This is a genomic window from Sphingobacterium gobiense, from assembly GCF_002980575.1.
Lineage (GTDB): Bacteria > Bacteroidota > Bacteroidia > Sphingobacteriales > Sphingobacteriaceae > Sphingobacterium > Sphingobacterium gobiense.
This window is the reverse complement of record NZ_PVBS01000001.1, coordinates 340,658-353,837: the sequence shown is the minus strand read 5'-3', so window position 1 is coordinate 353,837 and position 13,180 is coordinate 340,658. Positions and strand designations below refer to the sequence as shown.

At 40.1% G+C, this 13,180-nt stretch carries 14 protein-coding genes and 1 pseudogene; 8 read left to right on the top strand and 7 right to left on the bottom strand.

Features of this window, described 5'->3' with window-relative positions; genetic code table 11:
• Window positions 1-75: 75 nt before the first annotated feature.
• Window positions 76-1,131, top strand: a complete 1,056-nt coding sequence (gene rsgA / locus C5749_RS01555) for a ribosome small subunit-dependent GTPase A (RefSeq protein WP_105722392.1) — start codon at window positions 76-78, stop codon at window positions 1,129-1,131.
• Window positions 1,132-1,367: 236 nt separating this feature from the next.
• On the opposite strand, the gene C5749_RS01550 is transcribed toward rsgA, so the two are convergent.
• Both C5749_RS01550 and C5749_RS01545 read right to left on the bottom strand, forming a co-directional pair.
• On the bottom strand, window positions 1,368-1,688 hold the full coding sequence (locus C5749_RS01550; protein WP_105722390.1) for a hypothetical protein: 321 nt from the start codon (window positions 1,686-1,688) through the stop codon (window positions 1,368-1,370).
• Window positions 1,689-2,133: 445 nt separating this feature from the next.
• Window positions 2,134-2,307: pseudogene (locus tag C5749_RS01545) on the bottom strand (PD-(D/E)XK nuclease family transposase); the annotation flags it as partial.
• A 274-nt stretch (window positions 2,308-2,581) separates the two neighbouring features.
• Here C5749_RS01545 and C5749_RS01540 point away from each other — a divergent pair.
• A complete protein-coding gene (locus C5749_RS01540; protein WP_105725094.1) occupies window positions 2,582-3,007 on the top strand; it encodes a nuclear transport factor 2 family protein in 426 nt (141 codons plus the stop codon).
• Between the two features lie 137 nt (window positions 3,008-3,144).
• On the opposite strand, the gene C5749_RS01535 is transcribed toward C5749_RS01540, so the two are convergent.
• Together C5749_RS01535 and C5749_RS01530 are read right to left on the bottom strand one after the other, a co-directional pair.
• Window positions 3,145-3,765: an outer membrane beta-barrel protein gene (locus C5749_RS01535; protein WP_105722386.1), complete on the bottom strand. Its 621-nt coding sequence runs from the start codon at window positions 3,763-3,765 to the stop codon at window positions 3,145-3,147.
• Between the two features lie 24 nt (window positions 3,766-3,789).
• Window positions 3,790-4,416 carry an outer membrane beta-barrel protein gene (locus C5749_RS01530; RefSeq protein ID WP_181151244.1) on the bottom strand — a complete coding sequence of 209 codons (627 nt, stop codon included), beginning with the start codon at window positions 4,414-4,416 and terminating at the stop codon, window positions 3,790-3,792.
• Between the two features lie 679 nt (window positions 4,417-5,095).
• On the opposite strand from C5749_RS01530, the gene C5749_RS01525 reads away from it, so the two are divergent.
• Window positions 5,096-5,713 (top strand): potassium channel family protein, encoded by a 618-nt coding sequence (locus C5749_RS01525; protein WP_207795763.1) that lies wholly within the window; start codon window positions 5,096-5,098, stop codon window positions 5,711-5,713.
• A gap of 122 nt (window positions 5,714-5,835) precedes the next feature.
• Here the strand turns inward: C5749_RS01525 and C5749_RS01520 are convergent, their stop codons facing one another.
• Together C5749_RS01520 and C5749_RS01515 are read right to left on the bottom strand one after the other, a co-directional pair.
• Window positions 5,836-7,788, bottom strand: a complete 1,953-nt coding sequence (locus C5749_RS01520) for a PAS domain-containing sensor histidine kinase (RefSeq protein ID WP_105722382.1) — start codon at window positions 7,786-7,788, stop codon at window positions 5,836-5,838.
• Window positions 7,789-7,811: 23 nt separating this feature from the next.
• Window positions 7,812-8,162: a response regulator transcription factor gene (locus tag C5749_RS01515; RefSeq protein WP_105722380.1), complete on the bottom strand. Its 351-nt coding sequence runs from the start codon at window positions 8,160-8,162 to the stop codon at window positions 7,812-7,814.
• 558 nt (window positions 8,163-8,720) lie between these two features.
• On the opposite strand from C5749_RS01515, the gene C5749_RS01510 reads away from it, so the two are divergent.
• Window positions 8,721-9,146, top strand: coding sequence for a nuclear transport factor 2 family protein (locus tag C5749_RS01510; protein ID WP_105725091.1), 426 nt, complete (start codon window positions 8,721-8,723; stop codon window positions 9,144-9,146).
• Window positions 9,147-9,433: 287 nt separating this feature from the next.
• Here the strand turns inward: C5749_RS01510 and C5749_RS01505 are convergent, their stop codons facing one another.
• Window positions 9,434-9,811, bottom strand: coding sequence for a nuclear transport factor 2 family protein (locus tag C5749_RS01505; protein WP_105722378.1), 378 nt, complete (start codon window positions 9,809-9,811; stop codon window positions 9,434-9,436).
• Between the two features lie 96 nt (window positions 9,812-9,907).
• Between C5749_RS01505 and C5749_RS19460 the strand changes: the two genes are divergently transcribed.
• The 4 genes from C5749_RS19460 (at window position 9,908) to C5749_RS01485 (ending at window position 13,034) form a co-directional block, all read left to right on the top strand.
• Window positions 9,908-10,135: an NUDIX hydrolase gene (locus C5749_RS19460; protein ID WP_146113644.1), complete on the top strand. Its 228-nt coding sequence runs from the start codon at window positions 9,908-9,910 to the stop codon at window positions 10,133-10,135.
• Between the two features lie 373 nt (window positions 10,136-10,508).
• Window positions 10,509-10,883: a DUF1304 domain-containing protein gene (locus C5749_RS01500; RefSeq protein WP_105722376.1), complete on the top strand. Its 375-nt coding sequence runs from the start codon at window positions 10,509-10,511 to the stop codon at window positions 10,881-10,883.
• Window positions 10,884-11,171: 288 nt separating this feature from the next.
• Window positions 11,172-11,759: an RNA polymerase sigma factor gene (locus C5749_RS01490; RefSeq protein WP_105722372.1), complete on the top strand. Its 588-nt coding sequence runs from the start codon at window positions 11,172-11,174 to the stop codon at window positions 11,757-11,759.
• A 108-nt stretch (window positions 11,760-11,867) separates the two neighbouring features.
• Complete coding sequence (locus C5749_RS01485; protein ID WP_105722370.1) at window positions 11,868-13,034, top strand: FecR family protein; 1,167 nt, start codon at window positions 11,868-11,870, stop codon at window positions 13,032-13,034.
• The last annotated feature ends 146 nt before the right edge of the window (window positions 13,035-13,180 follow it).

Genomic DNA, 13,180 nt, shown 5'->3' with positions numbered 1-13,180 from the left:
CGTGGAGAACAATGGTATGTTTTCGCATAAAGAATTCTACGGCTACACGTTTTTTATCGCAAAAAAGATAAAGCAATGATTAATTTGAATATTTATGGTTGGAACGATAAATTAAACCAACTAAAACAAGAGTCTATACATAAATCTTTGTATCATGGACGGATAGCTATTGTACACCGTACCTGTTATGAAGTTGTTTCAGAGAACGGATTATTTCAATGTGAACTAACGGGCAATAAGATGTTCGGCAAGCCGGATTTTGAACTGCCTTGTGTGGGCGATTGGGTGATTTTTCAACCATTCGATGAAAGCAAGGGGATCATCGTTGATTTGTTGCCTCGTGAACGGACATTGTATCGCAGGAAAAGTGGAACGGTTGCCGACAAACAAACTATTGCATCCTATGTAGATAAAGCATTTATTGTGCAAAGCCTTGATGATAATTTCAATGTCCGCAGAGCCGAACGCTTTATCTTTCAAATAATTGAAGCAAAGATTAAGCCTATTTTAGTTTTTAATAAAGCTGATTTAGTCTTTGACAAAGAGGGTATAATGGAAGCGACCAAGCACCTCGTCGATCAGGTGCCTATGTTGTTTACAAGTATTCATCTACCCCACACAATTTACCAATTGCGGGAAACTATTGCGGAAGGAGAGACAGTTGTGTTTGTGGGCTCTTCTGGAGTAGGAAAAAGTTCTTTGGTAAATTCTCTTTGCGATATACCTCGTTTACTCACTTCAGAAATAAGTTCTTCTACAGGGAAGGGGAAGCATACTTCAACAAGGAGGGAAATGGTATTGATGGAACGTTCAGGTGTTTTAATCGACACGCCAGGTGTCAGGGAATTTGGAATGGCTATTGAAGACGCTGGTTCACTCGCGGAAATTTTAGATATTTCTGATTATTCTGAATCATGTCGTTTTAAAAATTGTAAACATATGGACGAACCGGGATGTGCTGTTTTGGAAGCAATAAACAACAATACATTAGACCGTAAAGTCTACGAAAGCTATCTGAAACTGCGTAAAGAAGCTTGGCACTTCTCTACTTCAGAACATGAAAAGCGTAAGAGGGAAAAATCTTTCTCGAAAATTTTGGAAGAAGTAAAGAAACGCAAATCAAATTTCTAGTTTCTATTTAAACAGTGGGGATATTCTTAGATTGGAGTATCTCCACTTTTTATCAAGGGACTACTTCCTTATCATTCAGAATAATCGAATGGACAGATATTTTAACCCCAAAAATTACCAAATCGGCTTTGAAACCTCATCTATTGGCTGATCAAATGAACTTAAAGCCCAACCGCCTATATTTAACGCATTATGCTTCACGTAACTTATGCCATCATAGAAAAGTTACTGCTAACTCATTCGCCACACACCCAGATCATCTTCACCAGTTCTTTCTGTTCCCAAAAGAGATTCTGCTCTTCTGCCGTCAGATCCAGTTTGCCGCCTTCTTCATTATAATAACTCGAAATCGTGTTGCACGCAGGGCCTATGTACCAATGCACATATAGTACGCGCTCATTCCATTTAAAAAGCCCTATCCGAGGGTCACATGTGCAACCTTCCGTCATGTGCTGCTGTAGCGAATCAGGCACATCATCTACATCCAGCTCTTTTTCCTTGGTACATGCATGCAATACAATGGTAAAGATGGCTATCAAAAAATATAGTTTTTTCATTTCAAATAAATATTTAATCTTTTAGAATCTATAATGAAAGCTGCTTTTAATAATATGTAGCAATAATGGCATAGATGTATTTCACATATAGGCGCCTTATAAAAATATAAACGGCAGCCCTAGATTAAACGCGACAAGAGTAAAAAATATTTTCACTGGGCGGGTTATCAGCGATAGGTGACTGAGTGCTATTATTTAAAGAAAATAGGCTGAGATCCCAATAGTAAAGCCAATACTACGTATGGGACCGGACTCGTGTTAATATGTGTTAAATATACACTTACAAGAAACGAAACGTAAGCAATTGTCGTTATATTTGTACTTCATAATTAGGTTTATAATTGGTTAGTTAGTAAAAATCCTGAAGTTCCCCGCTTCAGGATTTTTTGTTATTATCGCAATTCGCCTATTTCCTTTACCGTAAGTTTTGTAAATTTTGCTATCTGTCGCCTACATGTTCGTTCTTGTTGTAATAGAGATCCTCGATAAGCTTCCGCCCGCGGAACAGCTCATTGAGAAAGGAGATCAATAGATCCTTGTTCGCCTCGGTTCCGAATATGCGCTTAAAACCGAAGTCGGTCGTCGGGTCGATAAATACAGGTGTTGTGTCTTGCTTCATAATGATTAAAATTTATGGTACATAATTCTGATAACTGTGAAGCAAACCTAGGTAGTAGCATCCCTAAAAGCCGGTAAATAAGCATTTATAAACGTTTAAAAACGGCTATGGATTGTCGGGCAGAAACTATTCACCGATTTTTTTACCGCAGTTACCGAGAAATGCGGGAGCTTGGTCTAATCGTTATTCGGTAAATCTACCCACTGCCCTACCTTTGAGATATCAAATAAGAAATAAAAAAAACATTATACACATCACATTAAAAACTACAGATATGAGAACAACATTGAAAACTATCGCAGCAGCTTTGATTATGGCTACATCACTAAGCTCCTTTGCTTCGGAAAAAGCCAATCCTTTGAAAGACGTGGAATCGGACATGGTAATTGGCTCCTATATGGATGCTGTTACCGTGGGTAGCATCGACCTGAACAAGTTCCTTTTTGCAGATGATTTTGTGTACCGCAACGTGAACAACAACGACCGTGCGGGCAAAAAGGAATACATCAAATACCTGAAGGCCAATAAAGGCATGCAATACGACTGCGAGAGCAGCTACCAGATACTATCGCAGGATGGCAAGGTATGCCTAGCCAAGGCAACGATGGCATTCGACAACTTCACCCGCGTAGACTACATTACCTTGAACCAAGGAAAGGACGGTTGGAAAGTAAGCAAGGTGGAAACAACTTATCCATAATAAACTTTTGTTTAGTGGGGACATGTTGTGAAATATTTCCCGATGTTTAGTTAGCAAAGCCTGCAAATGCAGGCTTTGATTTTTTTCCTCATCTTCTTTTTGTTAACGAGAGTCAAGTGCAGAAGAGGGTTTATGACTTAAAAACGGAAACTCAAAGAGAACGACCCGGAATTGAAGAAGTTCTGAAAATTATTCAAACTTAAAGAGAAACTATTCGTTGTTGAGTTCTCGTCTAATTTCACGGAACTGAAACCAACAATATTCGTAAATGTATAGTTTATAGCTACATTTTTTGTAATAAAGAAATGTGCTCCAATACCACCTCTAACGTTGTATTGTTCTATATTAGGCCTATCGAATAAATCATCGTTATATTTCATCTCCATAAAACTTCCCTCCAGCGATGTGAAAGTCTTAAAGCGTGTACCAAGATCTAAAAAATAATAACGGCCAAAAACTCCTACAGAATAGTAGTTATGATCGATTGTTCTTTCAGTAGCGTCGACGCTCTCTTCAAACTTACCATTACCGATACCAAAATATAAGCCCAGAGCTAGCTTATCACTCAGAAAATAACTTGCTTGTGGTTGAAATCCAAAAGTAGAGCGTTTGTCATAATTTTCCATCCCTCCTTCTTCTACAGAGGCACTCAATGTACCTTCTACCAAAAAGTCGCCTTTCTTGAAACCAAACTCCTGCGCTTTCACTATAGCAACTAAACTCAAGAAAGCGACCAATATAATTGTAAATTTCTTCATGTGTCTGTATAAAATATGAGATAATTAGAACTTGAAAGTCAAAGAGAACTGACCTGACTCAAAAAAATTATGGAATGAATTCACATTCACGTTAAGCCTACTGACATTATCGGCATCCGGCATGTCCGGCTTTGCTATAGTGTAGGAAATTAGATTTGCGAATGAATAACCAATAGCTACCTTACGCGTGATAAAAAAGTTTGCACCGATACCTGCACTGGCGGCATAGCTATCCAACTTATCATAATCAAAATTTGCATAATTATCATAATTGGTAAAGCCATAAGATACAGCTCCCTCGGTATAGGTTTTAAAACGCTTCCCTAATTCTAAGAAATAGTAACGTCCAAATGCACCGAACCGATATGATTGCGTTTTGCTATCACTCGACCTTTCGCCTGGCAGTATATTTTTATATAGCCCATACCCCAAGTCGATTCCCAAAGCAAATTTTTCTGTTAAAAGGTATCCCACTTTAGGATTTAAGGTTAAGCTGGTACTTTTCGACTGCCAATCTCCTTTTCTCTTTGTGAAGTATAACCCAGCATTTCCTTCCAGAAGTATATCGCCTTTCTGAAAGTTAAATTCCTGTGCATGCGACATTGACACGAAACAAGTCGCTGCGAACAATAGAAGTAAAGTTTTTCTCATAAATTTATGAAATGTATAGATAAATAATATTGCTAAAGATAGTTTTATATTTTTACAATAGAGAATTGTCATGCGCTATCTCTGTTGTGTACGAGATGATGGTCGTAACTACCAAAGTTTATAAAGGCCCTGCCCTTAGGCTTTTGCTAACCTATGATCTTAGGTATGGAAAGGTATGCGTAAACAAAGCAACAATGGCATTCGATAACTTCATCTAGGTACACTACGTCACCCTGAACCAGGGCAAAGATGGTTGGTAGGTGAGCAAGGCAGAAACGACTTATCCGTAGACTTTAGATGTTTGTTTCAATATGGTATATTTCATGAGATATTTCCCGATGTTTAGTTTAGTTAGGAAGCTGTCTCAAAAGTAATGAGACGGCTTTGTTGTTTAATTTATTTGGCTTTTGATAGATGCTTTGGTTTGGAAGCATACTTTGACTTTAGGGAGGTTCGTCAGGGGGGCCTGGGGGCAACAGGGATTTTACCCGCCCCACAAGCGGGTGGTATGCTTGAGCTGAACTCAAGGTTATATTTTACGGGATTTTCTGTTAACTTTGTAAGAACAACAATTAAATAGTAAATCCACCTACAGTATGAAGCATAACATCTCCAAAACGAGCCTGTTTGATCTCTGCCCGTGCGTTGAGGCTGAAAGCAATGGGGGAACAACTACATAATGAGTGTTTTCAATATCGTTATAGCGCTGTTGTCGATTTTCAGTATTATCCTGCTGTCCATTACATTCTTCATTCCTTCTGATTCGGAAGTGTATCGCTTAATTGGATACTTCGATTTTTCGCTATGCGCGATATTTTTAATCGATTTCTTTCGGCAGCTCTTTCGGGCGGAACGTCGGTGGCGGTACTTATACACCACAGGCTGGTTGGACTTGTTGTCGTCGATCCCGATGGTTTCCGAATTTAGGTATATCCGGATTTTCAGGGTTTTTAGGGTCTTGCGCATCATCAAGTCGTTCACATTGTTGCTGACGTTTATCCGGGAAAACCGAGCAGCGACCTTATATGGCTTCGTTGTGTTTATATCGTATACTACACTTGTGTTGGCCACCACAGGGGTGTTGTATGTGGAGAAAGACGTAGGTAACATCCAGACCGCGGAAGATGCATTATGGTGGAGTTACATTACCATCACGACCGTAGGCTACGGCGATTATTATCCGGTTACCTCGGGCGGTAAGGTATTGGCCTCCATTCTTATTTTTTGTGGCATCGCTACGTTTGGCACGGCAATATCATATATCAATGAAAAGGTCGAATCCTTCAAACGGGAATAGCAGCTTTTAACGTATTTTTAACCTAATCAGGATATTGAGAACCGCGATAGCAAGGAAAACAGGCAAAAGACAGAAAAGACTATCGCCGCAGTATTTGAGGATAAAGCCTAAATATGCACGCTTCATTTTTCTGCCCGTTTTAAAGGCTTGTAGGGCAGTGTAAACCAGAACGTACTACCTTCACCAGGCGTGCTATCTACACCGATTTCTCCATCATGCCTTTTAATGATCTCCGCACTGATGTATAAACCGAGGCCTAAACCCGAATATTGTGCTCCTCTATAATCTGTTCGATAATACCGCTCGAAAAGATGTTCGATTTTATCGTGTTGAATTCCTGGTCCAGTATCTCTTACGGACACCTTGGCTCTATCTCCAAGATTTTCCACGATAAGATAAATATGCTGTTGATCTGGTGCATATTTAGCTGCGTTGTTCACCAAATTAACTACCACCTGATCGATTCGCGCCTCATCAGCTTCTATCTTTAGACTCTTGTCGCCTTGAAGGATTAACTCATGTTTACCTCCCATTCTAATATGCTGGCAACATTGTTCCAGCATGTTGGAAATAGTAAATTCCGAATAGTTGAGATGTAATTGTCCAGCATTGGAGCGAGCAGTATTAAGCAGGTCATCAATCAGGTCGGTAATTTTTTCGACGCTAACGTAAGCCTGATCGATCAAACGCGGTACCATCGGGTGATCCAGATCGCTCTTCCTACGGTTTAAAAGTTGAAGGGAACCCTTCAGAGCTGTAACCGGCGTTTTTAATTCGTGACTGGCGATACTGAGGAAGTCGTCTTTTCGCTGCTCTTCAAATTTACGTTGCGTGATGTCCTGAACGATGCCCGAAAAATTTATTTTATCGCCTGTCGCACCATACATCGTTCCCGTAGCATGCACCCAGCGAATGACATCGTCCGAATAGCGCTTTATAGGGTATTCCATGTCGTAAAATGCTCCAGTTACAAGCGAATGCTCAATGCTTTCTATTACATCTGTCCTATGTGACTCCAGGATCTGATCGGTTGCCTGTTCCAACGTTATCTCCTTTCGCATATCGAATCCGAAAATCTCTCTAAAACGAGGGGATGACGTTAGCTCGTTGCTCTTCAAATGTATATGCCAGGTTCCAAGTTTGGCTGAGTCAAGCGCCAGACTTAATCTCGCTTCGGCTTCCTCTATTTGTTTACGAGACTGAACTTTCTCCGTAACATCAAATACGGTAGAGATAATCCCTATCCTATTTGCGTTTCTATCTACTAATGGCTGGCAAAAATAATCAATGTAGAAAGATCGGTCACCTCCGGAAACTTTGTCTTTATATACAACCATTTTCTCTGTAAAGCTGACCGGAACGCCGGTTTCAAATACTTTTTTCCAGAGCGATGGATAGGGTTGGTTCTTGAGTTCAGGAAATACTTCCAGCATGGGCTTGCCTAAAACTTCCTCGCTCGTCCTATTCCATAGCTTGAGTATCGCCTGATTCGTTACCGAAATGACTTGGTCCTTCCCGAGCAAAGTAACTACAGGAATAGGTAGTTCACTCAATACTTTATGAAGTTGTATATCAGTTAATTGGAGGTCAATATTTGTCTCTCTTAGGCGATCCTTAGACTCGATCAGTTCCTTATCTATTGTTACAAATTCTTTATTCGGCGGCTGTTTAGCTTCTATTTGGCTAGCAATTTTATCTGTCACGTTTGTAGCGGTGTGAAGGATAGCGCAAACTTTGCCATCATCATGTTTTACAGCTTTATAGACGTAATCCAGATAAAACGGCTGTACGTTTCCTCCGACGACCTGTTCCATAGGCGTCACGGTTCCTCGCTCATCTATTCCTGTTTCCCAGACCTTTTGTAATACTTCGAGCAAAGGCTGCCCTTCAGCTTCGAAACGGACATCTCTTAATGCTTTTCCGATGATCTCGGGTCCCTTGCCCCAAGCATTAAGCATTGCTTGACTAGCGAATTCTACACACATTTCGCTACCCGAATAAATTGCTATTGCACTATCAACATTCCCAAGGATAGCTAGTAAATGGTCATTGCTCAGTTTCCGGTTCTGATTCATCAGTTTGGTTTATTGAACACTGTTTATATAAGGTTCGTTATCCGTTGTGTCAGATCATCGATATCAAAAGGCTTAGCGAGATAATCATCCGCGGTGCCTTTTTCTCTCATTTTATCAATGCTTGAGTTTGCGGTCATTACGATTACCGGAATATGCGCTGTGGTTGGGTTTTCTTTCATTTGCTGACAGATTTCTAGTCCGTTGCCATCTGGTAACATCACATCCAGTAGGCAGAGCGCTGGTGAGTGTTTGGAAAATCCAGCGGAAAACTCTGAAACTGTTCCGAATCCCTCAATTCTAAAATCTTCTAGGATCATGGTGATGATCTCCAGAATTTCTGCGTTGTCCTCCAGAACGTAAATCAGGTTGTTCATGTACAAATTTGATTATGACATTTAGTGATGCGAAATATCTGTAAAATTTGTCTACTAAACAAATATAAACTGCTTTTCAGGTATTATTGCACAGTTCCTGTTTGCCCCAGTGGAACAACACGAACCAGCGTTTTCACTCTGTCAATATATGTTAAACATACACTTAATAGAAACGAAATGGGGGCTTTAGTCGTTATATTTGTCCTTCATAATTTAGGTTTATAATTGGTTAGTTAGTTAAAATCCTGAGGTTCCCCGCCTCAGGATTTTGTTCATTACCGGACATCTGCTGTCCGACCGTGAACAGGGGGAAATGATGTTAAAAATCATAAACACCTTTAAAACAAAGCATTGGATGCTTTGGCAACTGGCTTGCAATCCTTTTGGCATGAACAAACAAGTAAATATTTGCATTTACCGATTTTTTTACCGCGGTTACCGAGAAATGCCGGAGCTTGGTCTAATCGTTATTCGGTAAATCTTCATCTCGCAATACCTTTGAAGTATCAAATAAGAAATAGAAAAAATATTATAAATAACACATTAAAAACTACAGATATGAGAACGACCTTGAAAACTATCGCAGCAGCTTTGATCATGGTGACATCACTAAGCTCCTTTGCTTCGGAAAAAGCCAATCCTTTGAAAGAACTGAAATCGGACATGATTCTGAATACGTACCTGGAAGCGGTTACCGTGGGCAGTATCGACATGAACAAGTTTCTTTTTGCGGATGATTTTGAGTACCGCAACGTGAACAATAATGACCGCGCGGGCAAAAAGGAATACATCAAATACCTAAAGGCCAACAAGGGTAACAAATATGACTGCAAGAGCAGCTACGAGATCCTATCGCAGGACGGAAAGATATGCGTAGCCAAAGCAACGATGGCATTCGAGAATTTCACCCGCGTAGACTACATTACGCTGAACCAAGGAAAAGATGGATGGAAAGTGAGCAAAGTGGAAACGACTTATCTGTAATAGACTTTAGACTTTTGTTTAGAGGGGACATGTTGTGAAATATTTCCCGATGTTTAGTTTAGTTAGCAAAGCCTGCAAATGCAGGCTTTGATTTTTTTGTTATCGTTCAAATCTTCCTTAATAATTTTTATATTATATATCGCTGTCGATCTTGACAATAAAAGCGGTGCGCCGCTATGCAGAAGCAGAAACACGACTATCAAAAATCCCTGATGAGAACAGTAATTGACCAACGGCACATAATAACTGTAGTCTTAAATAGCGACCTAAACAGGTTGTGCTAACGACTATATTTCGACCACATATGAAGTCATCGACTTAATGGTTGTGCTCGTCGTATTTTTGAATTCATAAAAATCTGCAAAAGCATATTGTTTGCCGTCTTTCATTTTCATGACACCGTTCACGGCACCTTCTCTGCCGTGTGTCACCACTTTCTCTATAGTTATTTCGGCAACCTCTTTCTCTTTCATCTCGTTGATCGCTTTGGAGAAGCTGTCTTTTCCTTCAATAGTTCGTTCGCCCATCACCTCCCAAACGATATCATCTGTCACTTGGGCAATAATAAAAGTAGCATCTCCTTTTCCGAAAGCTATATTAAAATCTCGGAGAAACGTACGTTTTGGAGAATGTCCACAGTCGGTTTTTACATTTATTTTAAGCATCGCATATAGTTTACATATTCTAAGATCGATCCCAAGTTAACGATTCCTGCGCCTGTACAACTTTTCATAGGTCAAGAAATCTTCGACGAACTTGAAGTGGAAATTGTAGTCGGAACTGCGCTTACTGTGGTAGAACACCTCTACCCAGCATTTTCGCTCCGCCTCTACCCTTTTCTTTGTAAATGGACGGGTGGTTCTATGACTATTGTCGAGCACGCGCAGGCCATCTGGGTTGATAGAAGCGAACGACAAGATTACGACTCGGCAGAAGCTGATGTGCCTATTGTTAGGGAATTCTTACTTATGGGAGGGGGCTTTTGTTAAGATATGTTAAAATACAGTTATAAAACATAAAAAAGGCACACAAATTGATAACATTTCAGTAATTCATAATTTAGGTTAATAATTGGTTAGTTAGTAAAAATCCTGGAGCTCCCCGCTCCAGGATTTTTTGTTATTATTTCTTTTCGATCTTCTTCCCGCCCCCTCTTATGTTTTCGATCATTGTTTGTCCACTATGAAATCAGCTACTCCACTGCGTGGAAACTGAACAAGTCTCAAGCAGATCAAATGTTATCTGTCCTCCCGATAATACTGTATTTTATTATATACATTTGTATAGTTTCGAGCCACATGAAATATAGCATGCAGGCAGCCCAGAAAGATTTGATAACGTTTAAAAAATTAGTTGATTAAAATGGAAACACTTGCAATCGTGTTCACGGCTATAGTAGCTTTAGAACATATCTACATCATGTGGTTAGAAATGTTTGCCTGGGAAACTACCGGAAAAAAGGTTTTCAGAGGGTCGCTACCAGATCATCTTTTTACACCTACAAAAAAACTGGCGGCCAACCAAGGCCTATACAACGGTTTCCTTGCGGCCGGGCTTCTCTGGTCGTTTCTGATCCAAGATCCTGCGTGGTCGTTCAATATAAGGGTGTTTTTTCTTAGCTGCGTTATTGTAGCTGCTCTCTATGGTGCAACCACGGCTTCAAAAAGTATCCTTTTAAAACAGGGAGTCCCTGCAATTTTAGCGTTGATTTTTGTTCTATTATCTAGATACGTATAATGATGTCGACATCTGTATGGATGAGTAGCGGCCATATAAATTTAGCCTTTAATTGGTACTTCTACCAGCTGTCGATTATTACCAATTTTCGAAGCATGGAGCATTCAAGAGTGATGCTTTCTAACCACTTTATCAATGATCATATTCGAAGCAATAATAGCTTCGTTGAGGCAGCTCGAAAACCAGCCTATCCAATTGCCGTTTTGTCGAATGCTGCGTGCCACGTAATTATAATTGCATATAAAAGCAAATATATATAAGTTTGTAGGGCAAGTAGATACATGACGAATGGTGGATTATAAGATTTACGGCGATCGGGAGTTAGTCCAGTTTATGCGCGGAGGTGACGAGCGTGTGTTGGTTGAGATATACGATCGCTATTGGGAAAAAATGTTAGCTGTAGCCTTTAATCGATTAGGTAATCTAGAAGAAGCGGAGGAATGCGTACAGGACGTGTTGTGCAAATTATGGAAGTTGCGCAGTGATTTCTCCTTGGCCAAAGATGAACTTGCAAACTATTTAGCTCGTGCAATACGCAATCAATCATTTAATATTTTAGATCGTCGGCACCGCGAACGTCTAAAGGCAGAAAGTTATTCTCCTTTTGAGATGGTAAACCTTGACACGCCGGAACGCGAACTGATTGCGCGCGAGTTAGCCCAACAAATCGACCGTGCGATCTATTCTTTGCCTGCACAATGCAAATTGGTATTTACTTTAAGCCGACATGAAGGTCTTTCTACGAAGCAAATCGCCGAGAAACTTAATCTTTCGGAAAATACCGTTAAATCTCATTTAAAAAAAGCGAATAAAGACATCCGTAACAACACGGAACTATTAACCACTATCGTGTTTATCCCTATTTTTTTTCAATAACCTACCCTTTAAAGACCGGTTTTTTAATAAAAAATTAACAATATAATATTTTCGACTCACCCTTATCACCTATTCTACTGTCTATATAAGTAGACAGATAGAATTAAGATGATCCACGATCCTAAATATATTGAGCAATTAGTTTATAAGTTCAAAAACAACCGCATTAATTCTGATGAGTTACAAGTTTTAATCGATTGGTATAATAGTCATGATGATACCGCGGTTACTATACCTTTGACCGCCGATGAAAGTCACGATCAGATAAAGACGCGGATGCTCGATGGTCTGCTCGCCCAAATTAAAGAAGAGCAAACCATACGCTACCCTCGTTCTAATATTCGAAAGCTTTATTGGATTGCTGCTGCAGTGGTTTTAGTTGTATTTTTAGGTATTTGGGCAAACCATGTTTACGTAGACAACCATATGACATCTCCTGTATCAACCAGTACGACAATTGAGCCCGGAGGAAACAAAGCTACGCTTATATTGACCGACGGCAGACAGATTAATCTAAGTACCGCACAGGATGGCATTGTCGTCAATAATGGCATCACATACGGCGATGGTACAACTGTGCAGGAAGACGGTTCATTAGATGGTGTCGGTGATAAGGTCGCAAAGTTGGTTCTACAAACCCCACGGGGCGGCACCTATCAGGTTACCTTGCCTGATGGCACCCGGGTGTGGTTAAATGCAGCTTCTAAGTTAACCTACCCTACCGATTTTACAGATGAACAACGTGTTGTCGAGTTGGAAGGCGAAGCGTACTTTGAAGTGAAGTCGGCATATCGAACTGATGGATCAAAAAAAGCTTTTAAGGTGATCAGCAGTAAGCAAGAGATTGACGTATTGGGTACACAATTCAATATCTCCGCCTACCCTGATCAAACGTCTAGCAAAACCACGCTCATAGAAGGTAAAATAGCCCTGACAGACCAGCACAAGAAGTTGTTATTATCTCCAGGAGATCAGGCTATTACAACGAATTCAGGCACACACATTCACCAAGTTAATGCGCGTAATTACATGGCCTGGCGCGACGGAAAGTTTAGCTTTGATGGAAAATCTTTTACCGAAGTAATGACTGAAATTGGCCATTGGTATGATCTGACCATTGCCTATGAAGGAAAAGTGCCGGCTGTCGAATTAGCAGGCGATGCCTTCCGCAATCAAAACATAGGTCTGGTACTGCGCGTACTCGACGTCGCCGATATTAACTATAGCTTGGATACTGTCAAACGCAAACTTATCATCAAAGGAAAGAAAATTTAATACTTAAAAATCTGAATGCCTATGAAATAACACGAATAATGAATCCGAACAGATTGTACCTAAAATCCAAAAAGAAGGAAAGGACTGCCATCCTTTCCCCTACGATCTGATTTTCAGCAATTACCTAAACATTACAAGCAGATATT

What these genes read in the sequence shown, in the direction of transcription:
- rsgA (WP_105722392.1), top strand. Translation starts at nt 76, where the DNA reads ATGATTAATTTGAATATTTATGGTTGGAACGATAAATTAAACCAACTA.
- C5749_RS01550 (WP_105722390.1), bottom strand. Translation starts at nt 1,688, where the DNA reads ATGAAAAAACTATATTTTTTGATAGCCATCTTTACCATTGTATTGCAT.
- C5749_RS01540 (WP_105725094.1), top strand. Translation starts at nt 2,582, where the DNA reads ATGAGAACAACATTGAAAACTATCGCAGCAGCTTTGATTATGGCTACA.
- C5749_RS01535 (WP_105722386.1), bottom strand. Translation starts at nt 3,765, where the DNA reads ATGAAGAAATTTACAATTATATTGGTCGCTTTCTTGAGTTTAGTTGCT.
- C5749_RS01530 (WP_181151244.1), bottom strand. Translation starts at nt 4,416, where the DNA reads ATGAGAAAAACTTTACTTCTATTGTTCGCAGCGACTTGTTTCGTGTCA.
- C5749_RS01525 (WP_207795763.1), top strand. Translation starts at nt 5,096, where the DNA reads ATGAGTGTTTTCAATATCGTTATAGCGCTGTTGTCGATTTTCAGTATT.
- C5749_RS01520 (WP_105722382.1), bottom strand. Translation starts at nt 7,788, where the DNA reads ATGAATCAGAACCGGAAACTGAGCAATGACCATTTACTAGCTATCCTT.
- C5749_RS01515 (WP_105722380.1), bottom strand. Translation starts at nt 8,162, where the DNA reads ATGAACAACCTGATTTACGTTCTGGAGGACAACGCAGAAATTCTGGAG.
- C5749_RS01510 (WP_105725091.1), top strand. Translation starts at nt 8,721, where the DNA reads ATGAGAACGACCTTGAAAACTATCGCAGCAGCTTTGATCATGGTGACA.
- C5749_RS01505 (WP_105722378.1), bottom strand. Translation starts at nt 9,811, where the DNA reads ATGCTTAAAATAAATGTAAAAACCGACTGTGGACATTCTCCAAAACGT.
- C5749_RS01500 (WP_105722376.1), top strand. Translation starts at nt 10,509, where the DNA reads ATGGAAACACTTGCAATCGTGTTCACGGCTATAGTAGCTTTAGAACAT.
- C5749_RS01490 (WP_105722372.1), top strand. Translation starts at nt 11,172, where the DNA reads ATGGTGGATTATAAGATTTACGGCGATCGGGAGTTAGTCCAGTTTATG.
- C5749_RS01485 (WP_105722370.1), top strand. Translation starts at nt 11,868, where the DNA reads ATGATCCACGATCCTAAATATATTGAGCAATTAGTTTATAAGTTCAAA.